Here is a 25,242-nt window from a genome sequence, read left to right on the forward strand (position 1 = left end):
ACACCCTTGACCTTGCCGGCCGCCACCCTGAAGGACCGAGAGATGTCGCTGAACCTTGCCGACCTGTACGAGGCCGTCGCCGATGCCCTGCCCGACCACGAGGCGCTGATCTGCGAGGGCGACCGGCTCACCTACTCCGACCTGGACGCCCGCGCCAACCGGCTGGCCCACCACCTGCTGTCGCTGGGCCTGCAGCCGGGCGAGCACGTCGGCCTGCACATGCGCAACCGCATCGAGTTCGTCGAGGCCCTGCTCGCCTGCCTCAAGGCGCGCGTCGTGCCCATCACGGTGAACTTCCGCTACACCGACACCGAGCTGAGCTACCTCTACGACAACGCCGCCCTGGTCGCGCTGGTGGTGGAGGCGGAGTTCGTGCCCAGTGCGGCCGCGGTGCTGCCGGCCGCGCCCGGCATCAAGCACGTGCTCACCCTGGACGCCCTGCCGGCGGGCCCGGCCCTGTCCGGGGTGGAGCACGCCGACTACCACCAGGCGGTGGCCGCTCAGCCGGAGTCCCGCGGGTTCGGCGAGCGCAGCCCCGACGACCGCTTCGTGATCTACACCGGTGGCACCACCGGCATGCCCAAGGGCGTGGTGTGGCGGCAGGAGGACTTCTACTACGCGGCGCTGGGCGGTGGAAACCACGGTGGCGAGCCGCTGAACACGGTGGCCGAGGTGGTGGAGTCGGCCACCGCCAAGGCCGGCACCCTCAAGTTCCTGGTGACGGCCCCGCTGATGCACGGCGCCGCGGTGTACTCGATGTTCAGCACCTTCTACATGGGCGCCACGCAGGTGCTGATGAAGCAGTTCGACGAGCTCGAGGTGCTGCGGCTGGTGGAGGCGGAGAAGTGCAGCTCGGTGATGCTGGTGGGCGACGCCATGGCCCGCCCGCTGGCCGACGCCATCGCCGAGCACCAGGGCGAGTTCGACCTCAGCTCGCTGTTCCTCATCGGCTCCGGCGGGGCGCTGTGGTCGCGCAGCGTCCGTGACCAGCTCACCGAGCTGCTGCCCAACATCTTCCTGCTGGACAACTTCGGGGCCTCGGAGTCCGGCGCCGACGGCCAGGTGCAGCTCGGCGCGGACGGACACGTGCGGCTGCCCGCGTCCAGCCACAGCGTGGTGGTGGACGAGCGGCTGCAGCCCATCGCCCCCGGCTCCGAGGACATCGGCTACCTGGCGCGGCTGGGCCACGTGCCGCTGGAGTACTTCCGCGACCCGGCCAAGAGCGCCGCCACGTTCCCGGTGGTGGACGGCGTGCGGATGTCGGTGCTGGGCGACATGGCGCAGGTGGAGGCGGACGGCACCATCGTGCTGCTGGGCCGCGGGTCGCTGTGCATCAACACCGGTGGCGAGAAGGTCTTCCCGGAGGAGGTGGAGCAGGCGCTGAAGAGCCACCCCGCGGTGATGGACGCCCTGGTGGTGGGCACTCCGCACCCGCGTTTCGGCGAGCAGGTGTCGGCGGTGGTCCAGGTGCGCGAGGGCGAGCAGGAGCCGTCGCTGGAGGAGCTCATGGCGCACTGCCGCACCCAGGTGGCGGGCTACAAGGTGCCGCGCGCGCTGGTGGTGGCGCCGACGATCGTGCGCTCGCCCAGCGGCAAGGCCGACTACCGGTGGGCCAAGAAGACCGCGGCGGAGTCGCTCGCCTGACGTCTGGTGCGACGACGCCAGCGCCTGCCGTCCGCGACCGGGTCAGTCCGGGCGGGTGCTCGGACGCAGCGGCACCACGGCCAGCGAGCCGTCGCCGGGGTCGAGCACGGTGAGCTCGGCCTGGTAGCGCTCCCGCAGCACGTCCGTGCGCAGCACCTGCGCGGGCGTGCCCGCGGCCACCGGCGCGCCCTCGTGCACGAGCAGCAGGGCGTCGGCGTACTGCCCGGCCAGGGTGAGGTCGTGCAGGGTGGTCACCAGCGTGGTGCCGGTGGAGTGGCGCAGCTCGTCCAGCAGCTCCAGCAGCTGCTGGGCGTGGCCGATGTCCAGGCCGGTGGTGGGCTCGTCCAGCAGGAGCACCTGAGCCTGCTGGGCCAGCGCCCGGCCGAGCACCGCTCGCCGCCGCTCGCCGCCGGAGAGCCGGTCCAGCCGTCGCCCGGCGAGCGCGGTGAGGTCGAGCTGGGCCAGCACCCGTGCTGCCAGCGCGGTGTCGGCGGGGCGGTCGGCGCCCAGCATCGAGCGGTGCGGGACGCGGCCGAGCAACACGTAGTCGGTGACGGTCAGGTCCGCCGGCAGCACCGGCTCCTGCGGGGCGTAGGCGAGCACCTTGGCCCGCTGGCGGGGGTTCATCCGGCGCAGCTCGCGCCCACCCAGGCACACCTCCCCGGTGCAGGGCAGCAGCCCGGCCAGCGCGGCGAGGAGGGTGGACTTGCCCGCGCCGTTGGGGCCCACCACCGCCAGCCAGGAGCCCGGCGGCGCGTCCAGGTCCACCCCGCGCAGCACGGAGGTGGCGCCGCGCTGCACCCCGAGGTTGGTGGCCCGGATGCTGCTGGTGGTTCGCCCGGTGGGGCGCGGGCCGCTCATGCGGGGGCCTTGGTGCGGCGCAGCAGCAGGGCGAAGAACGGTCCGCCCACGAAGGCGGTGACCACCCCCACCGGCAGCTCGGCAGGGGAGACCACCGTGCGGGCCAGCAGGTCGGCCAGCACCAGGAACGCTCCGCCGGCCAGCAGCGACACCGGCAGGATCACCCGGAAGGAGCCACCCAGCACCAGCCGCACCAGGTGCGGCACCACCAGTCCCACGAAGCCGATGAGCCCGGACACCGACACCGCGGCTGCCGTGCCCAGCGACGCGGCCACCACGATGAGCAGCCGCGCCCGGCCGGGGCGGATCCCCAGGGTGCTGGCCTCGGTGTCGCCCAGGCTGAGCACGTCCAGCAGGCGCCCGCAGCCGGCGAGCGCCCCGCAGCTCACCCCGACGTAGATGGCGGTCTGCACCACCGCGCCCCAGCCCGGCGTGCCCAGCGAGCCGAGGATGAACGAGTAGATGGCGCGGATGCGGTCGGGGTGGGCGGTCTGCAGCGCCAGCTGCACCGCGGAGAGGAACGCAGCGACGGCCACGCCGGCGAGCACCAGCACCCCGGGGCCGGACCCGGCCGACTGGCTCACCAGCCACGCCAGCCCGACCCCCACCAGCGCACCCACGAACGCCCCGGCGGGCACCGGGTCGATCGGCAGCGTGTCCGGCGTGGCCAGCACGATCATCAGGGTGGCGCCCAGCCCGGCTCCGGCAGCGGCGCCCAGCAGGTAGGGATCGGCCAGCGGGTTGCGGAACACGCCCTGGAACGCGGCGCCGCAGCAGGCGAGCGCGGCGCCCACCAGCACGCCCAGCAGCACCCGCGGCACCCGCAGCTGCCAGAGGATGGCTGCCTCGGTGGAGCTCAGCGGCGAGGTACCACCGGTGACCTGCGCCCAGACCTCGCCGAACACCCGGCCGGGTCCCAGGTCCACGGCGCCGATGAGCACCGCGGCCACCACGACGACCACCAGCCCCGCCACGGCGATCACCAGGTGGCGGGGCGTCAGGCGGGTGGGGGCGGCGGCCGACACCGGCGAGCCGGGTGGGTGCGTCATTGCTTCGAGCGTCACTGCTCCGGGCGTCGCGCTCAGCCGGCCGACCGGGAGCGCACCGCGTCGGCGGCGGCAGCCAGCAGGTCCACGGTGCGCGGGCCCCAGCGGGAGGCGAGGTCGTCGTCCAGCGCGACGATGCTGCCGGTGGCCACCGCGGTGGACCCGCCGAGGCCCGGGCGGGCGGCGTAGGTCTGGGCGTTGGCGTTGCAGCACTTGGTGTCGGCCAGGAACACCAGGTCGGGGTCGGCCTTGGCCAGGGCCTCGGCGGAGAGCTGCGGGTAGGCGTTGCCCGGCGAGCCCGCCGAGTCGGCGATGTTGGTCAGGCCCAGCCGGGCCAGCAGCGTGCCCACGAAGCTGGCCGAGGTGACGGTGTAGAGGGTGGGCTCGAGCTCGTAGTAGTAGCTCAGCGGTGTGGTCTGCTGGGGCACGCTGGCCACGATGTCGGTGACCTTCTGCTGCATGCCGGAGACCACCGCCTGGGCCCCGGCGGTGTGGTCGGTCGCGGTGCCCAGGGTGTTCAGCTGCGCGTAGGTGTCCTCCAGCTGGTCCGCCGCACCCAGCAGCAGGGTGGGCACCTGGGCGGTGCGCAGGCCGTCGACCAGGCCGTTGGCGTCGTCGGAGGCCACCACCAGGTCCGGCTCGTGGGCCAGCACCGCCTCCAGGTTGGGCGTGAACGCCGACAGGTCGGTGATCGGGGCGTCCGGGGGGTAGGTGGAGTAGGAGTCCACCGCGATCACCTGCGAGCCGGCGCCGATGGCGAAGAGCATCTCGGTGCCGGTGGGCGACAGCGAGACGATCCGGCTCGGCCTGGCGGGCACCGTGACGTCGCCGTTGTCGGCCTGCACGGTCAGCGGGTAGGCGGTGCCGGCGGTCGGGGTCACCGGGTCGGTGCGCTCGGCGCCGCACGCGGTGAGCACCAGGGCGAGGGCGGCGAGCAGGGCCGCGAGCGCGGGCGCTCGACGGGCCCGCGGCGTGCTGAGGGGGGTCATCGGGGCGTTCTCCTGGGAGCTCTGCCCAGCGGATGTTGTACCTCCGGCCGCGAGCGACCGGGCGACACTCCACCACTGCTGCGGGGGTGGTTGCGCACCAGTGCCTCCTCGGCGACCTGGCTCACCATCCCCAGCGGGGGTGGAATCACAGTTGCGGCACAGCGCCGGGATCTCACCGGACTTCGCTACGGAGGCACTGACCGGACGAGACGGCTCGACCAGCACAGGGACGCTAGCACCGGCCGGCACCCCGAACGAATTCGCGGCGACCCCGGTGCCTGCGGTGTGGCCTAGGTCCCTCCACGGAGGTGAGGCTCGCGCGGACGGGACTAGGCTGGGCTCGTGAGTCGTCGAGCGAAGATCGTGTGCACCCTGGGCCCTGCGACAGACAGCCAGGAGCTGGTCCATGAGCTTGTCGAGTGCGGCATGGACGTGGCCCGGCTCAACTTCAGCCACGGCTCCCACGGCGACCACGAGCGGACCTACGGCTACGTGCGGGCGGCGTCGGACCGCAGCGGCCGCGCCGTGGGAATCCTGGCCGACCTGCAGGGGCCGAAGATCCGGTTGGGCCGGTTCGTCAACGGCAAGGAGCTGTGGGCCAACGGCGAAGAGGTCCGCATCACCGTCGAGGACGTCCTCGGCACCCACGACCGGGTCTCCACCACCTACTCCGAGCTGGCCAAGGACGCCCGCGCCGGTGACCGGCTGCTCGTCGACGACGGCAACGTCGGGCTCGTGGTCACCGCGGTCGAGGGCAACGACGTGGTCTGTCGGGTGACCGAGGGTGGCACCGTCAGCAACAACAAGGGCCTCTCGCTGCCCGGGGTGAACGTGTCGGTGCCGGCGCTGTCGGAGAAGGACATCGCCGACCTGGAGTTCGCCATCGACCTGGGCGTGGACGTGATCGCGCTGTCCTTCGTGCGCTCGCCCGCCGACATCGACCTGGTGCACCAGGTGATGGACCGCAAGGGCCGCGGCCGGCTGCCGGTGATCGCCAAGCTGGAGAAGCCCGAGGCCATCGACAACCTGGAGGCCATCGTGCTGGCCTTCGACGGCGTGATGGTGGCCCGCGGCGACCTGGGGGTGGAGCTCCCGCTGGAGCAGGTGCCGCTGGTGCAGAAGCGCGCCATCCAGGTGGCCAGGGAGAACGCCAAGCCGGTGATCGTGGCCACCCAGATGCTCGAGTCGATGATCAGCAACTCCCGGCCCACCCGCGCCGAGGCCTCCGACGTCGCCAACGCCGTGCTGGACGGCGCCGACGCGGTGATGCTCTCCGGCGAGACGTCGGTGGGTGCCCACGTGATGGCCACCGTGCGCACCATGAGCCGCATCGTGGAGGCGGTGGAGGCGGAGTCCACCGCGGTCCCGCCGCTGAACCACGTGCCCCGCACCAAGCGCGGCGTGCTCTCCTACGCCTCCCGCGACATCGGCGAGCGGCTCAACGCCACCGCCCTGGTGGCCTTCACCCAGTCCGGCGACACCGTGCGCCGGCTTGCCCGGCTGCACACGCCGCTGCCGCTGCTGGCGTTCACGCCGCAGCAGGAGGTGCGCAGCCAGCTGGCCATGACGTGGGGCACCGAGACGTTCATCGTCCCCAAGGTCAGCACCACCGACGAGATGGTCGACCTGGTCGACAAGGCGATGCTGGAGATGGACCGCTACCAGCGCGGTGACGTGGTGGTCGTGGTGGCCGGGTCCCCGCCCAACACGGTGGGCTCCACCAACCTGATCCTGGTGCACCGCCTCGGCGAGGAGGACCACGGATGACCGGGGTGGTCGCCCAACCTGAGCTCGACGAGCTGGTGCAGCTGCTCGACCTGGAGCGCATCGAGGAGAACATCTACCGCGGGGTGAGCCCCACGACGGCGCCCACCCGCGTCTTCGGTGGCCAGGTGGCCGGCCAGGCACTGGTCGCGGCCGGGCGCACCGTCTCCAGCGAGCGCCAGGTGCACTCCCTGCACGCCTACTTCATTCGCGGCGGCGACCCCCGCGTGCCCATCGTCTACGAGGTGGACCGGGTGCGCGACGGACGATCCTTCGCCACCCGCCGGGTCACCGCGATCCAGCACGGCAACCCCATCTTCGCGCTCTCGGCGTCGTTCCAGGAGGCCCAGGAGGGCGTGGAGCACACCACGCCCATGCCCGACGTCCCCGCGCCGGAGGAGCTGCCCTCCCTGCCGGAGCGCCTCACCGGGTACGAGGACCTGTTCGGCCCCCGTGCCACGCTGCGCCGGCCCATCGACATCCGCTACGTCAACGACCCGCCGTGGGTGCGCCGCGCCACCGGCGCTCGCTCCACCCGCAGCCAGGTGTGGATGCGCGCCGACGGGGTGCTGCCGGCCCAGCCGCTGCTGCACGTCTGCGTGCTGGCCTACGCCTCGGACATGACGCTGCTGGACTCGATGATGTCGGGCCACGGCCTGGCCTACGGCATCGACAAGGTGCTGCTGGCCAGCCTGGACCACGCCATGTGGTTCCACCGTCCGGTCCAGGCCGACGAGTGGGTGCTCTACGACACCGAGTCGCCCACCGCCTCCGGCGGCCGCGGCCTGGCCACGGGTCGGTTCTACTCCCGCGGCGGCGAGCTGTTGGCCACCGTGGTCCAGGAGGGCCTGCTCCGCGTCTCGAACCGGTAGGGCGCACCACCCCTCCGCCAAAGCGCTGTTGTTGTCGGCGCCCGGGTGCATAGTGTGGCCCCACCACCGGCAAGGGGGAAGGTCGCGATGATTCACGCACGCGGGTTGGCCCGGTCGTTCAAGACCAAGACCGGGCCGGTGCAGGCGGTGGCTCCGCTGGACCTCGACGTCAGTGCCGGCGAGATCGTCGGGCTGCTCGGCCCCAACGGCGCGGGCAAGACCACCACGCTGCGGATGCTCACCACCTTGCTCGACCCCACCGAGGGCACGGCCACCGTGGCCGGTGCCGACCTGCGCGAGCAGCCCCGTGAGGTGCGCCGGCGCATCGGCTACGTCGCCCAGGTGGGCTCCGCGCCGGCGCCGGGCTCGCGGGTGGCCGAGGAGCTCGTCACCCAGGGGCGGCTGTACGGGCTGAGCCGGGCGCAGGCGCAGCAGCGGGTGACCGAGCTGCTGCCCCAGCTGGACCTGGGAGAGCTGGGTGGCCGGGCGCTGTCCGAGCTCTCCGGTGGGCAGCGTCGCCGCTTCGACGTGGCCAGCGGCTTGGTGCACACCCCGGGGCTGATCTTCCTGGACGAGCCCACCACCGGGCTGGACCCACAGAGCCGGGCCAACCTGTGGGAGCACATCCGCGCGCTGCGCGACGAGCGCGGGGTGACCGTGGTGATCACCACGCACTACCTGGACGAGGCCGACGCGCTCGCCGACCGCATCCTGGTGATGGACCAGGGGCGCATCGTCGCCGACGACACCCCGGACGCGCTCAAGGCGGCCGTGTCCGGCGACGTCATCACCGTCAGCGTGGACGGTGACCTGGCGCTGGCCGAGGTGGTGGCCCGGGAGGCCATCGAGGTCCGGGAGGCGCGCGTGGAGGGGGAGACGCTGCAGCTGACCGTGGAGCGCGGCGACGTGGCGGTGGCCCCGCTGCTGCGCGCGCTGGACGCCGCCGACCTGCCCCTGCGCACGGTCACCGTGGCCCGCCCCACCCTGGACACCGTCTTCCTCACGCTGACCGGACGGTCGCTGCGCGAGGACGCGCCGGCCTGACGTGCTCCTGCTCCTGCTGACCTGAGAGGACCCCCATGCGCTCCACCCTCGACGCGACGTCCGTGGTGTTCACCCGGGACATGCGGCTGCTGCTGCGCAACCCGGTGTGGGTGTTCTTCGGGCTGGCCCAGCCCGTCCTGTTCCTGGTGCTGTTCGGCCCGCTGCTCACCAACGTGCGCGCGGGCGGGCTCGGCGGCGAGGCGTCGTGGTCGCTGTTCGTGCCCGGCCTGCTGCTGCAGCTCACCATCTTCGGGGCGGGCTTCGCCGGGTTCGGCATCATCCAGGAGATGCGTGAGGGCGTGCTGGAGCGCCAGCGGGTGACCCCGGCGCCGCGGCTGTCGCTGCTGCTCGGGCGGACGCTGGGCAACACGGTGACCATCGGGGTGCAGGGGGTGATCCTGGTGCTGGTGGCCGTGCCGTTCGGGTTGCGACCGACCTGGGGTGGGGTGGCGATCACCCTGGTGCTGATCTGCGTGCTGGCTCTGGGGGTGTCAGCGGCGTCGTACTCGATGGGCATCATCCTCAAGGATGAGGACTCCTTCGCCCCGTTCGTGCAGGGCGTCTCGCTGCCCCTGCTGCTGCTGTCCGGGGTGTTCCTGCCGATGTCGCTGGCGCCGGGCTGGCTGGAGAACCTGAGCAGGATCAACCCGCTGGTGTACCTGGTGGACGCGGCGCGCTCGCTGTTCCGCGGCGAGCTCTCCGGCGGCACGGTGACGACCGGAGTCATCGTCACCGTGGTGCTCACCGCGCTGCTGGCCTGGTGGGGGACGCGCACCTTCCAGCGGATGTCCGCCTGAGCTAGCCGGTGACGCGGAAGCTGGCCAGCGGGGCCGGTTTCGGACCGTAGAAGTAGATGAGTACCGGACCGCCGGGTGGCAGGTCGAAGGCGACGTCGCCGATCAGCTGTCGGCCCGCGTCGACCGTGCCGTCCATCTGTTGGTTCACCACACCGATCGAGGGGGTGCGCGTGGTGCCGTCGGCGACCTCGGCGCGGAAGTCGTAGTCGCTGACGTAGGTGGAGCCGGCACTGACCGACACGGTGAACGTGGCCACCAGGTAGGAGCCACTGGCGGGGTCGTCACCGAAGTCGTTCTCCGGCTCGCTGATGCGCCGGGTGCCGTTGAGAGTGACGGTGCCGGCGATGTCCTCGGCGCCAGGTGCGGCCACCGTGAAGGAGACGGTGGTCCCCACGCCGGGCGGACCAGTCGGGGCGGGGGCGAGCGTCGTGGTGCTGGGCGCCTGGGTGCTCGGCGCCGCGGACGGCACGGCGGTCCGGGTGGTGCTGGTGCGCACGGCGGTCGCGGAGGGGGCAGCAGCACTGGCCGACGGCGTGGGCTCCTCGACGGCGGTCGAGGCCTCGGCGGGCTCCGTGGTGGTGGTCGGTGAGCGCGTGCCGGGGAGCGCGGTGGCGGTCGGGCGGTCGTCCGACTGTGGTCGCGGGTCGGAGTCATTGCCCATCAGCCCGACCACGAGGACCACGACGACGATCGTGGCGACGGCTGCCACCGCGATCAGCCCCGCCAGCAGCCAGCGGTGCACCACGACCGAGTCCTGCGGGGGACCACTCTCGCCCGGGGGAGCCGGCTGGTCGGGATCTTCGGGGTGGGTGAGGTGGTCGTCAGACATCACAGTCCTTCGGCTCCGCGAAAAGCGGAGCGGCGCAACGGGGTAGGCCGAGCAGCCGGGTGGTGTCCCGGCGGCGCGGCCTACTTTCGCACGGATCTAGCTGAGCCGGACAGTCACTCCTCCGGAGAACACCGAGTCGTGCAGCTCCAGCGTTGTGGGCACCGCGTCCTTCGGGATGTCGAAGACGAGTGTGCCTTGCACGCTGTTGCCCGGGTTTATCTCAGCCAGGAAGTTGTCCGAGTCGAGGTAGATGCCTGCCATAGTGTCCGTGGACAGCTCTCGTCCCTGCTGGTCAGTCATCTTCTGGGCGCTCCCGGCGAACATTTGTTGGCGGTCCCCAATGTTTCGCACAGTGAGCTTCACAACGACGAACTGGCCCTGAGCTGTGGCCTTCAAGTAACCGCTGCCGACCGAAGCCTTTCCGGGCTGGACGGTAGTCACCACGAACTCGAACTTTCCGTCGCGCACGGGACTGCCGATCGTGGCCAGCGGAGGTGCACTCGCCGATGGCTGAGGGCTGGGCGGTGCATTCACCGATGGCTGAGGGCTGGGCGGTGCACTCACTGATGGCTGAGGGCTGGGCGGTGGATCCACCGATGGCTGAGGGCTGGGCGGCGCGCTGCCCGATTGCTTAGAGCCTGCTGACTTGCCCGCGGAATATCCGTCCGAAAACTCTTCACTCGAGGCAACAGCGATAGCGCCCATGAAGACGATGAACGCGGCGAGTGCGGTGAGTGCGGTGAGAATTTTGTGGCGAGCAATCCAGCTCCGCGGCGATTTGGGGTCTCTGTTGTTGTTCATCGGCGGCTGGTCCCCCCAGCCTGGTGGCGGGCTGTAGCCGGGGGGTCCGCCGTAGCCCTGGCCGGGGCCATGGCGCACTGGTCCCCGGAACTCTGGGGCTGGTCCCCGGAACTCTGGGGCTGGGCCCCCTTGAGTGCGACCACCTGGGGCGGAGGGGGGAGGTGGCGGGCTGCCCCAGGTGGGGCCCTCGCTGTGCTGATCCGGCATTTGCATCCCTGACTGTTCATCTGAAAAAGACTGCTGCGCAGTATTTTTCGTTGCCTCAGTCAATCGTCCGAAAAGGACAAACGTTACATCGGAGCTGTGGTGGAGGTGCGGCACCGTCACCCGCATCCGAGGGCTGCGCGGGTCTTCGCGCAACTTTCGAAGCTCGGCAGTGCTTCCAGCTTGTCGACGATCGCCGATCGGTCACCATGGGGTCGCTTCGTTGCTGAGTGGCTCGGTGCGTTGATGCGGGCGGCCTGACTGCACGGCGGCCCCGCTTCGGGCAAGTAGGCGAATGCGTCTGGACGCTCGCCTGCGGCATCACGCTGACCGGGTGCTGTGGTGCCCTCGGTGAGATTCGAACTCACACTGGACGGGTTTTGAATCCGTTGCCTCTGCCGTTGGGCTACGAGGGCTCGCCGGGCCCCACTCTAGAAGACGCGGACAGCCGCGGTCGTGCCGGTAGGCTCAGCCTCCCAGCAGGACGGCAGGAGGCAGCCCGTGAGCGACCCACTCAGCAGGCGTTCGATGGTCGACGGTGCTCCCAGCTCCGACGGTAACCGCAAGCCCCGGCGCGTGCTCGTGGCCGAGGACGAGGCGCTGATCCGGCTCGACCTGGTGGAGATGCTCCGCGAGGTCGGCTACGAGATCGCCGGCGAGGCGGCCGACGGCCAGGAGGCGGTCGACCTCACCCGCTCGCTCAAGCCCGACGTCGTCATCATGGACGTCAAGATGCCCCGCCGCGACGGCATCGACGCCGCTGGCGAGATCGCCGCGGAACGTCTTGCGCCCGTGGTCATCCTCACCGCCTTCAGCCAGCGGGAGCTGGTCGAGCGTGCGCGCGACGCCGGCGCGATGGCCTACCTGGTCAAGCCGTTCTCGGTGGCCGACATCGTGCCCGCGGTGGAGCTGGCCGCCTCCCGCTTCGCCGAGCTGTCCGCGCTGGAGGCCGAGGTCGCCGACCTCAACGGTCGCCTCGCCGCGCGCAAGGTCATCGAGCGGGCCAAGGGCGTGCTCATGCAGACGCTCTCGCTCACCGAGCCGCAGGCGTTCCGCTGGATCCAGCGCAACGCCATGGATCAGCGCACCACCATGCAGGCGGTCGCCCAGGCGCTGCTGGACCAAGCCACCTCCGACTGACCGGGGCCATTCCCCGCCCGACGGGGGAATCCCGACTAAACGGACACGGTCTCGGTCGAGATGGGTCCGGCCATTGTTACGGCGAGTTATTTTTGTGTCGCCACTTCGTCACACGCGCTGTCGCTTGACCGTTGTGGCGTTACCTCTGCGTTAGGTTCACCCCCGTGTCGGCGCGCGCCGACGCCTCCCGGCGTTACTGGGGGACTCGACCACCCGGAGGTTTACGTGCGTCGTCGCAAGCTCACAACGGTTTTGGTGCTGGTGGGAGCCGCCACCTTGACCCTCAGCGCCTGTGGCTCGAAGTCGAGCGACAGCTCCGGCGGATCGGGCTCGTCCGCACCGCTCGCCATTGCGCCGCTGGTGCAGATCGACCAGTCCGGCAAGGAGGTTGCGGCTTCCAGCACCACCGCCGCAGCCGACCCGGCCGGGGACGGAAAGGCCACCTGCACCAACGTCAAGCTGGCCTTTGCCGGCGCCAAGACCGGCCCCAACGCCGCCCTGGGCATCAACATCCGCAACGGCGCCAAGGTGGCGCTGGATGCGCACAACAAGGCCAACCCGGGCTGCCAGGTGGAAATGGTGGACTTCGACACCGAGGGTGACCCGCAGAAGGCCACCCAGGTGGCGCCGCAGATCGTCAGCGACCCCTCCGTCATCGGCCTGCTCGGCCCGGCGTTCTCCGGCGAGACCAAGGCCACCGGCGGCATCTTCGCCCAGGCCGGGCTGCCCTCGCTGAGCGCCTCGGCCACCAACGTCGCGCTCACCACCAACGGCTGGAAGACCTTCTACCGCGGTCTGGCCAACGACGGCGTCCAGGGTCCCTCCGTGGCCAAGTACCTCACCGACTCGCAGGGCTTCAAGAAGATCTGCGTGGTCCAGGACGACTCCGACTACGGCGTGGGCCTGGCCAAGGCCGTCGAGGACGCACTGGGCAGCGCGGCCGACAAGAGCTGCTCCGCCAGCGTCAAGACCGGTGACAAGGACTTCTCCGCCACCTCCACCTCCATCAAGAGCGCCAACGCCGACGCGATCTTCTACGCCGGCTACTTCGCCGAGGCGGCGCCGCTGGTCACCCAGCTGCGCAGCGCCGGCGTGACCGCCAAGTTCGTCTCCGCCGACGGCACCAACGACCCGGAGTTCGTCAAGCAGGCCGGGTCCTCCGCCCAGGACGCGCTGCTCTCCTGCCCGTGCGGCCCGGCGCCGGACAGCTACAAGGCCGCCTACAAGGCCGCGAACAACGCCGAGCCGGGTGTCTACTCCACCGAGGGCTACGACCTGACCACGATCATGCTCAAGGGCATCGACGCCGGGAAGACCACCCGCGCGGACCTGGCGGCCTTCGTCAAGAGCTACGACGGCGCCGGCCTGGCCCGCAACTACAAGTGGAACGACAAGGGCGAGCTCGACAACGCCCTGATCTGGATGTACCAGGTCAAGTGATCCACCCCTGACCTGAGCTGAGGGCAGTGCCTGACCGGTCGTCCGGCACTGCCCTCAGCGCGGTCCTGGCCTGCACCCCTTCCTGCCCACCCTGCTACGAGCTGCTGGGAGCACACATGAAACGGCGTGGTCTGTGAGCACGACGACCGGCGCGACGGCCGACGGCGCCACGACGCTGGCGGTGAGCCCCATCGGGTTCGACGTCGAGTCCCTGGTGGACAACTTCTGGCAGCTGACCGTGGACGGACTGTCCTACGGCGCCATCTACGCCCTGATCGCGGTGGGCTACACCCTGGTGTACGGGGTGCTCAAGCTGATCAACTTCGCCCACTCCGAGATCTTCATGCTCGGCATGTTCGGGCAGTACCTGGCACTGATGGCCCTCGGCTTCGCCCCCAGCGGCAACACCTACACCGAGGGCATCGTCTTCACCGTCGGCTACCTGGCCATCGCGCTGGTGGCCGGCATGCTGGTCTCTGGCGGGGCCGCGGTGGCCCTGGAACGAGTCGCCTACCGGCCGCTGCGCAAGCGCCGTGCCTCCTCGCTGACCTTCCTCATCACCGCCATCGGCGCCTCCTTCGTGCTGCAGGAGTTCGTGCACTTCATCCTGCCGCGCATCGACTCCGACCTCGGTGGCTCCACCGCGCAGCAGCCGATCAAGCTGGTCGACCCCAAGGAGCAGTTCACCGTCTTCGGCGCCTCGGTCACCAACGTGACGCTGGTGATCATCGTGGCCGCGCTGGTGCTGGCCGCGATGGCCGACATCGTCATCAACCGCACCCGCTTCGGCCGAGGCATCCGCGCGGTGGCACAGGACCCGGACACCGCGACGCTGATGGGGGTCTCCCGCGAGCGGGTGATCATGCTGACGTTCCTGCTCGGCGGTCTGCTCGCCGGCGCCGCCGCGCTCTTCTACACCCTCAAGATCCCCTCCGGGATCATCTTCAACGGCGGCTTCATCCTCGGCATCAAGGCCTTCGCCGCCGCCGTGCTCGGCGGCATCGGCAACCTGCGCGGCGCCCTGCTCGGCGGGCTGCTGCTCGGGGTGATGGAGCTCTACGGCCAGGCGCTGTTCGGCTCCGAGTGGCGCGACGTGGTGGCCTTCGCGCTGCTGGTGGGCGTGCTGCTGATCCGCCCGACCGGAATCCTCGGCGAGTCACTCGGAAGGTCACGCGCATGAGCACCTCGGCCAAGGACCTCACCCCGCCGCCGGTCGGCGCCAAGTCCGCCGGCGAACCACCCCCGCGCGGGGTGGGCGACGCGCTGCGAGTGTGGTGGAACGGCCTGGCTCGGCCGGCCCAGTGGGGCTTCGCGGTGCCGGCCATCCTCGTCATCGCGCTGCTGCCGGTGCTCAAGCCGCCGCTGATCACCACCCCCGGCACCGACTTCGGCGGGGTGATGGCCCAGTTCTCCGTCTACGCGCTGCTGGCCATCGGGCTCAACGTGGTGGTCGGCCAGACCGGGTTGCTCGACCTCGGCTACGTCGGGTTCTACGCCATGGGCGCCTACACCGTGGCCATCTTGACCAGCCCCAACTCGCCGTGGAACCAGACCGGTCCGGACGGCTGGCTCAGCGACAAGTGGGCCTGGTTGGCAGTGCTGCCGCTGGCGGTGATCATCACCGCGATGTCGGGGGTCATCCTGGGCACGCCAACCCTGCGGCTGCGCGGTGACTACCTGGCCATCGTCACCCTCGGCTTCGGTGAGATCGTGCGGCTGCTCAGCGACAACCTCAAGGAGATCACCGGCGGCGGGCAGGGCCTGTCCGCGGTGGCCTACCCGCGGGTGGGGGAGACCGAGGCCAACCCCAACGGCATCTTCTCCGCCGGCAACAACAGCGGCGCGGTCAACTCCGGCGTCTGGTGGTTCTGGCTCGGCATCGCGCTGATCATCCTGGTCCTCGTGCTGGTGGGGAACCTGGAGCGCAGCCGGGTGGGCCGGGCCTGGGTGGCCATCCGCGAGGACGAGGACGCCGCGGAGATCATGGGCGTGCCCACCTTCCGCTTCAAGCTGTGGGCCTTCGTGATCGGTGCCGCCATCGGTGGCCTCTCCGGTGCGCTGCTCGCCGGGCAGGTGCAGTTCGTGGTGCCGACCGGGTTCAACGTCATCAACTCCATGCTGTTCCTCTGCGCGGTGGTCCTCGGCGGGCAGGGCAACAAGCTCGGGGTCATCGTCGGGGCGTTCATCGTCGTCTACCTGCCCAACCGGGTGATGTCGATCGACATCGGCGGCCAGTCGCTGGGCGACTACAAGTACCTGTTCTTCGGCGTGGCGCTGATCGTGCTGATGATCTTCCGGCCGCAGGGGCTCTTCCCGGTGCGCCAGAAGCTGCTCGCGATGGGCCGCCAGGTGTTCCTGGCGGTGCACCGACGCCCGACACCGTCCGAGGCACCAGTGGAGGCACGCCCATGAGCGAGGAGACCGTCGACGTCCCGCAGGACAGCGAGCTGGTGGTGGATCCCGCGGCGGTGAACCCGGCGCTGACCGACGACGCCGCGGTGGCCGCTGCTGTCGCCCCGCAGCGGGAGGTGCTCACCGCCGAGGGCGGGGCACTGCTGCAGGCGCGCAACCTGACCATGCGCTTCGGCGGGCTGACGGCCCTGGACGACGTCACCTTCGACATCAAGCGTGGCGAGATCCTGGGCATGATCGGTCCCAACGGCGCGGGCAAGACGACCTGCTTCAACGCGATCACCGGGGTCTACCGGCCCACCTCCGGAGAGGTGCTCTTCGACGGCGCCCCGCTGGGCAAGCTCAAGCGTCACCAGATCACCCAGCGCGGCATCGCCCGCACCTTCCAGAACATTCGCCTGTTCGGGGAGATGACGGCGCTGGAGAACGTGGTGGTGGGCACCGACGCCCGGCACCGGACCTCCGTGCCCGGCGCGCTGTTCCGCAGCCGCCGCCACGCCGCCGAGGAGCGCGACGCGGTGGAGCGGGGGATGGCGCTGCTGGAGTTCGTCGGCATCGCCCCGCGCGCGGTGGAGAAGGCCCGCAACCTCTCCTACGGCGACCAGCGCCGCCTGGAGATCGCCCGGGCGCTGGCCACCGAGCCCAAGCTGCTGTGCCTGGACGAGCCGGCCGCGGGGTTCAACCCCAGCGAGAAGTCGGCGCTGATGGACCTCATCCGCAAGACCCGCGACGACGGGTTCACCGTGCTGCTCATCGAGCACGACATGCGCCTGGTGATGGAGGTGACCGACCGCATCGTGGTGCTGGAGTTCGGTCGCAAGATCGCCGAGGGCCTGCCCAAGGATGTTCGGGAAGACCCGGCCGTCATCGCCGCCTACCTAGGAGTGCCCGACGATGCCCTTGCTTGAGATCTCCGACATGACGGTCAGCTACGGCCGCATCGAGGCGCTGCACGGCATCTCCCTGTCCGTGGAGGAGGGCGAGCTGGTCACCCTGCTGGGGGCCAACGGCGCCGGCAAGTCCACCACCATGCGGGCCATCTCCGGGCTGCTGCCGCTCACCCGCGGCACGGTGTTCTTCGACGGCCAGGACATCACCCGGGTGAAGGCGCACGAGCGGGTGCTGCGCGGCATCGTGCAGGCGCCGGAGGGCCGCGGGGTGTTCCCGGGCATGACGGTGCAGGAGAACCTGGACATGGGCTGCTACGCGCGCAAGTTCGCCACGAAGGCGGAGTACAACCAGCGCCTGGACTGGGTCTTCGAGCTGTTCCCGCGGCTGCTGGAGCGGCGCACCCAGGTGGGCGGCACCATGTCCGGCGGCGAGCAGCAGATGGTGGCCATCGGCCGGGCGCTGATGGCGCGCCCGCGGGTGCTGCTGCTGGACGAGCCGTCGATGGGGCTGGCGCCGATGATCATCCAGCAGATCTTCCGGATCATCAGCGAGATCAACTCCCAGGGCACCACGGTGCTGCTGGTGGAGCAGAACGCCCAGCAGGCGCTGACCCGCTCCGACCGCGCCTACATCCTGGAGACCGGCGAGGTCACCCGCACGGGGCCGGGCCGGGAGCTGCTGGCCGACGACAGCGTCAAGGCCGCCTACCTGGGCGTCGCCTAGCCCTTGGGGCGTCTGCAAGTACCACCAACCAGGCGCCCCAAGGTCAGCAACCGCTACCAAGCCCCGCCCTGCTGCCCCGGCCCCCGGCGACGCCCCGGCTGTCGGTGCTGGTCTCTAGACTTCGGCCTCGTGAGCCCCACCGCTGAGAACACCGCGCACACCCCCACCGCCGAGCCGGCCGCCGACGTTCCGGCCGCCGACGTTCCGGCCGCCGACGAGCCAGCCGCTGCCGTGCCGCCCGCCGGGACCACCCAGCCGACGCTGCTGCTGCTGGACGGGCACTCGCTGGCCTACCGCGCGTTCTTCGCCCTGCCCGCGGAGAACTTCCGCACCACCAGCGGCCAGACCACCAACGCGGTCTACGGCTTCACCTCCATGCTGATCAACCTGCTGCGCGACGAGAAGCCCACCCACGTCGCCGCCGCGTTCGACGTCTCCCGCCAGACCTTCCGCGCCGAGACGTTCCCCGAGTACAAGGCCAACCGCAGCGCCACCCCGGACGAGTTCCGCGGCCAGGTGGACATCACCAAGGACGTGCTGGGCGCCATGGGCATCCCGGTGATGGCGCTGGCCGGCTACGAGGCCGACGACATCATCGCCACCCTCACCACCCAGGCCACGGCGCAGGGCTTCCGGGTGCTCGTCTGCACCGGCGACCGCGACGCGCTGCAGCTGGTGGACGACAACGTCACCGTGCTCTACCCGCGCAAGGGCGTCTCCGAGCTCACCCGCTTCACGCCGGAGGAGGTGCAGACCAAGTACAACCTCAGCCCAGTGCAGTACCCGGACTTCGCCGCCCTGCGCGGCGACCCCTCCGACAACCTGCCGGGCATCCCCGGGGTGGGGGAGAAGACCGCCGCCAAGTGGATCCGCGAGTACGGCTCACTGGAGGAGCTGGTGCAGCGGGTGGACGAGGTCAAGGGCAAGGTCGGTGCCTCGCTGCGGGACAACCTGTCCTCGGTGCTGCGCAACCGCCAGCTCACCGAGCTGATCCGCGACGTCAGCCTGCCCTACACCCCTGAGCAGCTGGCGCTGGCGCCGTGGGACCGGGAGAAGATCCACGGGCTGTTCGACGACCTGGAGTTCCGGGTGCTGCGCGACCGGCTGTTCGAGACCCTGGCGTCCTCGGAGCCCGAGGCGGAGGAGGGCTTCGACGCCCGCGGCACCACCCTGGAGCCGGGCACCGTGCGCGAGTGGCTGGACACCCACGCCCGCGACGGCTCCCGGGTCGGGCTGTCGGTCAGCGGCACCGGCACCCCCTTCGGCGGCGACACCCTGGGGGTGGCGCTGGCTGCAGCCGACGGCGAGGGCGCGTTCGTCCGCACCTCCGCCATGGACCCCGACGACGAGGCGGCGCTGGGCCAGTGGCTGGCCGACGCCACCATCCCCAAGGCCGCCCACGAGCTCAAGCGGGCCCTGCACGCGCTGCGCGGCCGCGGCTGGACGCTGGTCGGGTCCACCAGCGACACCGCACTCGCGGCGTACCTGGTGCGCCCGGGCCAGCGCAGCTTCAACCTCGCCGACCTGGCGCTGCGCTACCTGCACCGCGAGCTGCGTGCGGAGACCTCCGACGACGGGCAGCTGTCGCTGCTGGACGCCCCCGACGCCGCGGAGGCCGCCGAGGCCACCGGCGAGATCGTCCGGGCCCGCGCCGTGCTCGACCTGGCCGCGGCGCTGGACCAGGAGCTGGCGGAGATCGAGAGCACCTCGCTGCTCACCGAGATGGAGCTGCCGCTGCTGGAGGTGCTGGCCGAGCTGGAGGCCACCGGCATCGCGGTGGACGCCGACAGCCTCAGCGACCTGCAGTCGTCCTTCGCCGCGCAGGTCAAGGAGGCCGCCGACGCTGCCTACGCGGTGATCGGCAAGGAGATCAACCTGGGCTCGCCCAAGCAGCTGCAGGTGGTCCTCTTCGACGAGCTGGACATGCCCAAGACCAAGCGCACCAAGACCGGCTACACCACCGACGCCGACGCGCTGCAGACGCTGTTCACCAGCACCGGGCACCCGTTCCTGGAGCACCTGCTGGCCCACCGCGACGCCACCCGGCTGAAGGTCACCGTGGACGGGCTGCTCAAGTGCATCGCCGAGGATGGGCGCATCCACACCACGTTCAACCAGACGATCGCCGCCACCGGCCGACTGTCCTCCACCGACCCCAACCTGCAGAACATCCCGGTGCGCAACGACGCCGGCCGCCGCATCCGGCAGACCTTCGTGGTGGGCCGGGACTCCGACGGCACCCCCTTCGAGACGCTGATGACCGCGGACTACAGCCAGATCGAGATGCGGATCATGGCGCACCTGTCCGGCGACGAGGGGCTGCTCGAGGCCTTCCGCACCGGGGAGGACCTGCACACCTTCGTGGGCTCGCGGGCCTTCGGGGTGCCGCTGGAGGAGGTCACCCCGGAGCTGCGCCGCCGGGTGAAGGCGATGTCCTACGGGCTGGCGTACGGCCTCAGCGCGTTCGGGCTGGCCAGCCAGCTGCGGATCTCCACCGAGGAGGCCCGTGAGCAGATGGAGGCCTACTTCCGCCGCTTCGGCGGGGTGCGCGACTACCTGCACGAGGTGGTGGAGCAGGCCCGCAAGGTCGGCTACACCTCCACCATCTTCGGGCGCCGGCGCTACCTGCCCGACCTCACCAGCTCCAACCGCCAGCGCCGCGAGGTGGCCGAGCGCGCCGCGCTCAACGCCCCCATCCAGGGCAGCGCCGCGGACATCATCAAGATGGCCATGCTCGGCGTGCACACCGCGCTGCACGAGCAGGGGCTGCGCTCCCGGATGCTGCTGCAGGTGCACGACGAGCTGGTGCTGGAGGTCGCCCAGGGCGAGCGCGAGCAGGTGGAGCAGCTGGTGCGCACCTACATGGGCAACGCCTACCCGCTGGACGTGCCGCTGGAGGTCTCGGTGGGCACCGGCTCGTCCTGGGACGCCGCCGCCCACTAGCCCGCCGCGCACCGGCGGACCGGGCAGCGGACGGGCAGCTAGGCGGGCTTGCGGCAGCAGAAGATGGCGGTGCCCGGGAACAGCTCGCCGCGCAGCGGGCTCCACTGGCCCCACTCGCGGTCCAGCCACTCCGGCCAGTCCGGCTCCACCAGGTCCACCAGCTCCAGCCCGGCCGCGACGATCTCGCGGACCCGGTCGCCGAGGGTGCGGTGGTGCTCGGCGTAGGTGGGCCGGCCGTCGGTGTCCACCTCGACGTACGGGGAGCGGTCGAAGTAGGAGATGGTCGCGGTGAGCCCGCGCGGGCCCGGGTCGTCGGGGAAGACCCAGCGCATCGGGTGGTTGACCGAGAACACCCACCGCCCGCCGGGCCGCAGCACCCGCGCCACCTCGGCCATCACCAGCCCGGAGTCGGCCACGAAGGGCACCGCGCCGAAGGCCGAGCAGGCCAGGTCGAAGCTGGCGTCGGCGAAGGGCAGGGCGTCGGCGCTGGCCTGCACCAGCGGCACCTGCGGCCCACCCTGCGCCATCCGGGCCCGCCCGCGGGCCAGCATCCCCGAGGACAGGTCCAGGCCCACCGGGCGGGCACCCTGGCTGGCGAGCCAGCGGCTGCACGGCGCCGACCCGCACCCCACCTCGAGCACGTCGCGGTCGGCCAGCTCACCCAGCAGGTGCACGTCTCCCTCGTGCAGTCCCTCTGGGCACCAGACGAACTCACCGGTCTCGGAGTCCGACCCCAGGAAGTCGCCGTGGGTGCGGTGGTAGTCCTCGGCGTCGGCGTCCCACCACGCCAGGTTGGCGCGCACGCTGTCCTCGGCGCTGAGCCCCACCCGGCTCGGCCCGACGGTGCCCAGGGCGGCGATAGCCTCGCTGTGTCGGGAGGCATCCGCCCCGCTCACGGGGGTCTCGTGGGATCCGGTGCCTGCCTGGGACGCTCCGGGCGACTGGTTGCTCACTCGTCCTACCTCACGGGTTTGCTGGGGTACTCGACACCCCGTAGGCTTACGCCCGCACGTGGCATGCGTCTCGACGCTTGCAGCTGACCGTGCGATCTTCCCGCACGACGGCTCACTGCAGAACTGAAGAAGACCAGCACGACCACTGTGCGCTGAACACACACAGTATGGCCGAACACCGTCAACCGACTTCCTATCCCTCCGGAGCACTCCACCCCATGCCGACAACCACCCTCCCCTCGTCACGCAGCCCCCAGGTAGCCATCAACGACATTGGCTCCGCCGAGGACTTCATGGCTGCGATCGACGCCACGATCAAGTACTTCAACGACGGTGATCTCGTTGAGGGCACGATCGTGAAGGTCGACCGCGACGAGGTTCTGCTCGACATCGGTTACAAGACCGAAGGCGTCATCCCCTCCCGCGAGCTCTCCATCAAGCACGACGTGGACCCCAACGAGGTTGTCGCCGTCGGCGACATCGTCGAGGCCCTCGTGCTCACGAAGGAGGACAAGGAAGGTCGGCTGATCCTGTCCAAGAAGCGCGCGCAGTACGAGCGCGCCTGGGGCACGATCGAGGCGCTCAAGGAGGCCGACGAGCCGGTCAGCGGCACGGTCATCGAGGTCGTCAAGGGTGGCCTCATCCTGGACATCGGCCTGCGCGGCTTCCTGCCCGCCTCGCTGGTGGAGATGCGTCGCGTCCGCGACCTCCAGCCCTACGTGGGCAAGGAGATCGAGGCCAAGATCATCGAGCTGGACAAGAACCGCAACAACGTGGTCCTGTCCCGCCGTGCGTGGCTCGAGCAGACCCAGTCCGAGGTCCGCAGCGAGTTCCTCAACCAGCTGCAGAAGGGCCAGGTCCGCAAGGGCGTCGTGTCCTCCATCGTCAACTTCGGTGCCTTCGTGGACCTGGGTGGCGTCGACGGCCTGGTGCACGTCTCCGAGCTGTCCTGGAAGCACATCGACCACCCGAGCGAGGTCGTCGAGGTCGGCACCGAGGTCACCGTCGAGGTGCTCGACGTCGACCTGGACCGCGAGCGCGTCTCCCTGAGCCTCAAGGCCACGCAGGAAGACCCGTGGCGCCAGTTCGCCCGCACCCACGCCATCGGCCAGATCGTGCCCGGCAAGGTCACCAAGCTGGTGCCCTTCGGCGCGTTCGTCCGGGTGGACGAGGGCATCGAGGGCCTGGTGCACATCTCCGAGCTGGCCGAGCGCCACGTGGAGATCCCGGACCAGGTTGTCGGCGTCGGCGACGACGTCATGGTCAAGGTCATCGACATCGACCTGGAGCGTCGTCGCATCTCGCTGAGCCTCAAGCAGGCCAACGAGGACTTCTCCGCGGAGTTCGACCCCTCCAAGTACGGGATGGCCGACCAGTACGACGAGGCCGGCAACTACATCTTCCCGGAGGGCTTCGACGCCGAGACCAACGAGTGGCTCGAGGGCTTCGAGAAGCAGCGTGAGGACTGGGAGCGTCGCTACGCCGAGGCGGAGAAGCGCCACGAGGCTCACAAGGCTCAGATGGAGAAGTCGGCCAAGGACGAGGCTGAGGCCGCGTCGGAGACCAACTACTCCTCCGACTCCGCTGACGACACCGAAGAGGTCGACGCCGGTGAGGGTGCCCCCGCCGCCGCCGGTGGTTCGCTCGCCAGCGACGCCCAGCTTGCCGCCCTGCGCGAGAAGCTGTCCGGCGCCTAGTCAGTAGCCGACGAAGCAGGCCCCGTTCCCGGACATCCGGGGGCGGGGCCTGACTCGTTGCTGGGGACGTGCGGGTGGGGGTGCCTCCTCGGGGCGAGGTCGGGCTAGTGCGCCAGCTGCCCGGTGGTGGCCAGGCTCGGAGCCCAGCGCACCTCCGGGGTGGCGGGGGAGCGCCGGCGCAGCCCCGCCAGGCTGTGGCGAGCCGGGGTGAGCAGCACGCTCAACCAGCTGCGGCGACGCGTGCTGAGCACGACGGCCACGGCGGGGTGCTCGGTGCAGTGCACGAGTCCGGGGCGGCCGGCGCGGTGGCGCCCGACGGTGCCCCTGCGGTGAGAGCTCGACATCGGGGCCTCCTGGGAACGAGTGCTACACCTGCGGTCACTAACCGTGAACTCTCAACCTACGCATGAGGGTCTGTCGGGACGCGGAGGCGCGCCGGTGTGCCGCGGCGAGTCTCGCCGTTGTGCCACACTCGATCCATGCTTCGGGTTGGCCTCACGGGCGGTATCGGCGCCGGCAAGTCCACGGTCTCGCGCCGCTGGGCCGAGCGGGGGGCGGTGGTGGTCGACGCCGACCTCATCGCCCGGGAGGTGGTGGCCCCCGGCACCCCGGGCCTGGCCCAGCTGGTGGAGCGCTTCGGGGACGGCATCCTGGACGCCGACGGGGCCCTCGACCGCCCCGCCCTGGCCGCCGTGGCCTTCGCCGACCCCGCCGAGCGGGCGGCGCTGAACGCGGTGCTGCACCCGCTGATCGGCGCCCGCACCGCCGAGCTGGTGGCCGCCGCCCCTGCCGACGCCGTGGTGGTGCAGGACATCCCGCTGCTGGTCGAGGGCAGGATGGCGCCGCTGTTCCACCTGGTGGTGGTGGTGCACACCGACGCCGACGAGCGGGTGCAGCGGCTGGTGGGGCAGCGGGGGATGACCGCGGAGGACGCCCGGGCCCGCATCGGCGCGCAGGCCAGCGACGAGCAGCGGCGCGCGGCGGCGGACGTGTGGCTGGACAACGGGGGCGCGCCCGACTCGCTGCTGGCGGAGGTGGACCAGCTGTGGGAGCGGCGGCTGGTGCCCTACGAGGCGAACGTGCGGCTGCACCGGCCGGTCGAGCCGGCCGACCTGACGGTGGTGGACGCCGACCCGGAGTGGGCCGCGCAGGGTGCGCGGCTGGTGGCCCGGCTGCGGGTGGCGGCCGGGCTGCACGCGCAGCGGATCGACCACGTGGGGCCCACCGCGGTGCCCGGCCTGGCGGCGCCGGACGTGCTGGACGTGCAGGTGACCGTGGCGCAGCCCGACGACGTGGCCGCGCTGGTGCAGCCGCTGGTCGACGCCGGCTTCGCCCCGCTGGAGGAGCAGCCGGTCGTCGGCGGCGACCACGCCTGGGCGGAGGCCCACCACGCGGGCGCCGACCCGGACCGGCCGGTGCACGTGGCCGTGCGGGTGGCGGGTGAGCCGGCGCAGCGGCACACGCTGCTGCTGGTGGACTGGCTGCGCACCGAGCCTGCGGTGGCCGAGGAGCTGGTGGCGGCGCAGCGCGCGGCCGCGGCGCGCGCGGGCACCGCGGCGGAGCACCGCCGGCTCGTGCAGGACTGGATCGAGCAGACCGCGGGCCGGGCGCGGGAGTGGGCCGAGCGCACCGCCTGGGAGCCCACCACCGACTAGCTCAGCCGGGCACCGTCACCGCCAGGTGAGGGGCATGCCCCGCTCGCCCAGCCACGCGGTGACGTCGTGGCCGTGGCTGGCGATGCCGTCCACCGCGCCGACCGCCCGCTGCACGGCCAGCTCGCTGGACTCGAGGTCCAGCAGCCCGTGCGCGTGGGCCGCCAGCAGCTCGTCGGTGTCCAGCAGCGTGGTGGAGCGCCCGGTGCGCACCACCAGGTCGAGGTAGTGGTCCACCCCGTGCCAGACCTCGCCGTCGCGGTGGTACTCACCGATGTCCACGTAGAAGTCCTGGTCGCGCTCGTGACCGGGGTTGAAGTGGAACACCGTCACCCGCAGCCCCGCGCTGGGCAGCAGCCACGACTCGAGGTAGTGGAACTGCACGTGGTCGGCAGGGCGGGCCATGTACAGGCCCCACGGCTGCACCCGGTAGGTGTCCACGGCCCGCAGGATCCCCTTGGGATCGGTGTTGGTTCGCGCTGGGACGTCGAAGGTCTCCCGCTTGGGACGGTGCAGCGCCATACCGGCCAAACCTAGTCG

At 71.1% G+C, this 25,242-nt stretch carries 22 protein-coding genes and 1 tRNA gene; 14 read left to right on the forward strand and 9 right to left on the reverse strand.

Features of this window, described 5'->3' with window-relative positions; translation table 11 throughout:
* Positions 1-42 precede the first annotated feature (42 nt).
* Positions 43-1,644: an acyl-CoA synthetase gene (locus AC3YNX_RS10755; protein ID WP_489995451.1), complete on the forward strand. Its 1,602-nt coding sequence runs from the start codon at positions 43-45 to the stop codon at positions 1,642-1,644.
* Positions 1,645-1,686: 42 nt separating this feature from the next.
* Here AC3YNX_RS10755 and AC3YNX_RS10760 read toward each other — a convergent pair whose 3' ends face one another.
* From AC3YNX_RS10760 to AC3YNX_RS10770, 3 genes are read right to left on the reverse strand one after another with little or no spacing between them, the layout of a single operon-like run.
* Positions 1,687-2,505, reverse strand: a complete 819-nt coding sequence (locus AC3YNX_RS10760) for an ABC transporter ATP-binding protein (RefSeq protein ID WP_489995452.1) — start codon at positions 2,503-2,505, stop codon at positions 1,687-1,689.
* Positions 2,502-3,554, reverse strand: coding sequence for a FecCD family ABC transporter permease (locus AC3YNX_RS10765; RefSeq protein WP_489995453.1), 1,053 nt, complete (start codon positions 3,552-3,554; stop codon positions 2,502-2,504). Before AC3YNX_RS10765 ends, AC3YNX_RS10760 begins: the two co-directional genes overlap by 4 nt.
* A gap of 32 nt (positions 3,555-3,586) precedes the next feature.
* Positions 3,587-4,540 (reverse strand): ABC transporter substrate-binding protein, encoded by a 954-nt coding sequence (locus tag AC3YNX_RS10770; protein ID WP_489995454.1) that lies wholly within the window; start codon positions 4,538-4,540, stop codon positions 3,587-3,589.
* Positions 4,541-4,882: 342 nt separating this feature from the next.
* Here AC3YNX_RS10770 and pyk point away from each other — a divergent pair, with 342 nt between their 5' ends.
* The 4 genes from pyk to AC3YNX_RS10790 all read left to right on the forward strand — a co-directional run bounded on the left by pyk (position 4,883) and on the right by AC3YNX_RS10790 (position 9,017).
* Complete coding sequence (gene pyk / locus AC3YNX_RS10775) at positions 4,883-6,307, forward strand: pyruvate kinase (RefSeq protein WP_489995455.1); 1,425 nt, start codon at positions 4,883-4,885, stop codon at positions 6,305-6,307.
* On the forward strand, positions 6,304-7,176 hold the full coding sequence (tesB, locus tag AC3YNX_RS10780) for an acyl-CoA thioesterase II (protein WP_127782578.1): 873 nt from the start codon (positions 6,304-6,306) through the stop codon (positions 7,174-7,176). Before pyk ends, tesB begins: the two co-directional genes overlap by 4 nt.
* Before the next feature lie 87 nt (positions 7,177-7,263).
* Positions 7,264-8,220: an ATP-binding cassette domain-containing protein gene (locus tag AC3YNX_RS10785; RefSeq protein ID WP_489995456.1), complete on the forward strand. Its 957-nt coding sequence runs from the start codon at positions 7,264-7,266 to the stop codon at positions 8,218-8,220.
* 35 nt (positions 8,221-8,255) lie between these two features.
* Complete coding sequence (locus tag AC3YNX_RS10790; protein ID WP_127782580.1) at positions 8,256-9,017, forward strand: ABC transporter permease; 762 nt, start codon at positions 8,256-8,258, stop codon at positions 9,015-9,017.
* 1 nt (position 9,018) lies between these two features.
* Here AC3YNX_RS10790 and AC3YNX_RS10795 read toward each other — a convergent pair whose 3' ends face one another.
* From AC3YNX_RS10795 to AC3YNX_RS10805, 3 genes are all read right to left on the reverse strand, one after another.
* A complete protein-coding gene (locus tag AC3YNX_RS10795; RefSeq protein WP_489995457.1) occupies positions 9,019-9,846 on the reverse strand; it encodes a DUF4352 domain-containing protein in 828 nt (275 codons plus the stop codon).
* A 96-nt stretch (positions 9,847-9,942) separates the two neighbouring features.
* On the reverse strand, positions 9,943-10,314 hold the full coding sequence (locus AC3YNX_RS10800) for a DUF4352 domain-containing protein (RefSeq protein WP_241249808.1): 372 nt from the start codon (positions 10,312-10,314) through the stop codon (positions 9,943-9,945).
* Between the two features lie 877 nt (positions 10,315-11,191).
* Positions 11,192-11,267, reverse strand: a tRNA-Leu gene (locus AC3YNX_RS10805).
* Positions 11,268-11,379: 112 nt separating this feature from the next.
* On the opposite strand from AC3YNX_RS10805, the gene AC3YNX_RS10810 reads away from it, so the two are divergent.
* The 7 genes from AC3YNX_RS10810 (at position 11,380) to polA (ending at position 20,400) form a co-directional block, all read left to right on the forward strand.
* Positions 11,380-11,991 carry an ANTAR domain-containing response regulator gene (locus AC3YNX_RS10810; protein ID WP_127784717.1) on the forward strand — a complete coding sequence of 204 codons (612 nt, stop codon included), beginning with the start codon at positions 11,380-11,382 and terminating at the stop codon, positions 11,989-11,991.
* A 252-nt stretch (positions 11,992-12,243) separates the two neighbouring features.
* Entirely contained in the window at positions 12,244-13,431 is a 1,188-nt protein-coding gene (locus AC3YNX_RS10815) for a branched-chain amino acid ABC transporter substrate-binding protein (RefSeq protein WP_127784718.1), read from the forward strand.
* A gap of 175 nt (positions 13,432-13,606) precedes the next feature.
* Positions 13,607-14,611, forward strand: coding sequence for a branched-chain amino acid ABC transporter permease (locus AC3YNX_RS10820; RefSeq protein WP_127784719.1), 1,005 nt, complete (start codon positions 13,607-13,609; stop codon positions 14,609-14,611).
* Positions 14,608-15,843, forward strand: a complete 1,236-nt coding sequence (locus AC3YNX_RS10825) for a branched-chain amino acid ABC transporter permease (RefSeq protein WP_127782582.1) — start codon at positions 14,608-14,610, stop codon at positions 15,841-15,843. The genes AC3YNX_RS10820 and AC3YNX_RS10825 overlap by 4 nt, the downstream gene beginning before the upstream one ends.
* Positions 15,840-16,751 (forward strand): ABC transporter ATP-binding protein, encoded by a 912-nt coding sequence (locus AC3YNX_RS10830; protein ID WP_127782583.1) that lies wholly within the window; start codon positions 15,840-15,842, stop codon positions 16,749-16,751. The genes AC3YNX_RS10825 and AC3YNX_RS10830 overlap by 4 nt, the downstream gene beginning before the upstream one ends.
* On the forward strand, positions 16,738-17,457 hold the full coding sequence (locus AC3YNX_RS10835) for an ABC transporter ATP-binding protein (RefSeq protein ID WP_489984025.1): 720 nt from the start codon (positions 16,738-16,740) through the stop codon (positions 17,455-17,457). Before AC3YNX_RS10830 ends, AC3YNX_RS10835 begins: the two co-directional genes overlap by 14 nt.
* Positions 17,458-17,688: 231 nt before the next feature.
* Positions 17,689-20,400, forward strand: a complete 2,712-nt coding sequence (polA, locus tag AC3YNX_RS10840; RefSeq protein ID WP_489995517.1) for a DNA polymerase I — start codon at positions 17,689-17,691, stop codon at positions 20,398-20,400.
* A 38-nt stretch (positions 20,401-20,438) separates the two neighbouring features.
* Here the strand turns inward: polA and AC3YNX_RS10845 are convergent, their stop codons facing one another.
* Positions 20,439-21,296: a class I SAM-dependent methyltransferase gene (locus tag AC3YNX_RS10845; RefSeq protein ID WP_127782585.1), complete on the reverse strand. Its 858-nt coding sequence runs from the start codon at positions 21,294-21,296 to the stop codon at positions 20,439-20,441.
* A 275-nt stretch (positions 21,297-21,571) separates the two neighbouring features.
* Between AC3YNX_RS10845 and rpsA the strand changes: the two genes are divergently transcribed.
* On the forward strand, positions 21,572-23,050 hold the full coding sequence (gene rpsA, locus AC3YNX_RS10850; protein WP_127782586.1) for a 30S ribosomal protein S1: 1,479 nt from the start codon (positions 21,572-21,574) through the stop codon (positions 23,048-23,050).
* A gap of 104 nt (positions 23,051-23,154) precedes the next feature.
* Here rpsA and AC3YNX_RS10855 read toward each other — a convergent pair whose 3' ends face one another.
* Positions 23,155-23,394, reverse strand: coding sequence for a hypothetical protein (locus AC3YNX_RS10855; RefSeq protein ID WP_127782587.1), 240 nt, complete (start codon positions 23,392-23,394; stop codon positions 23,155-23,157).
* A 135-nt stretch (positions 23,395-23,529) separates the two neighbouring features.
* Here AC3YNX_RS10855 and coaE point away from each other — a divergent pair, with 135 nt between their 5' ends.
* Entirely contained in the window at positions 23,530-24,705 is a 1,176-nt protein-coding gene (gene coaE / locus AC3YNX_RS10860; RefSeq protein WP_489995458.1) for a dephospho-CoA kinase, read from the forward strand.
* 15 nt (positions 24,706-24,720) lie between these two features.
* On the opposite strand, the gene AC3YNX_RS10865 is transcribed toward coaE, so the two are convergent.
* On the reverse strand, positions 24,721-25,218 hold the full coding sequence (locus tag AC3YNX_RS10865) for a ribonuclease FAU-1 family protein (protein WP_206518202.1): 498 nt from the start codon (positions 25,216-25,218) through the stop codon (positions 24,721-24,723).
* Between the last annotated feature and the right edge of the window lie 24 nt (positions 25,219-25,242).

The sequence above is a fragment of the Rhodococcus sp. Z13_19A genome (assembly GCF_058133575.1).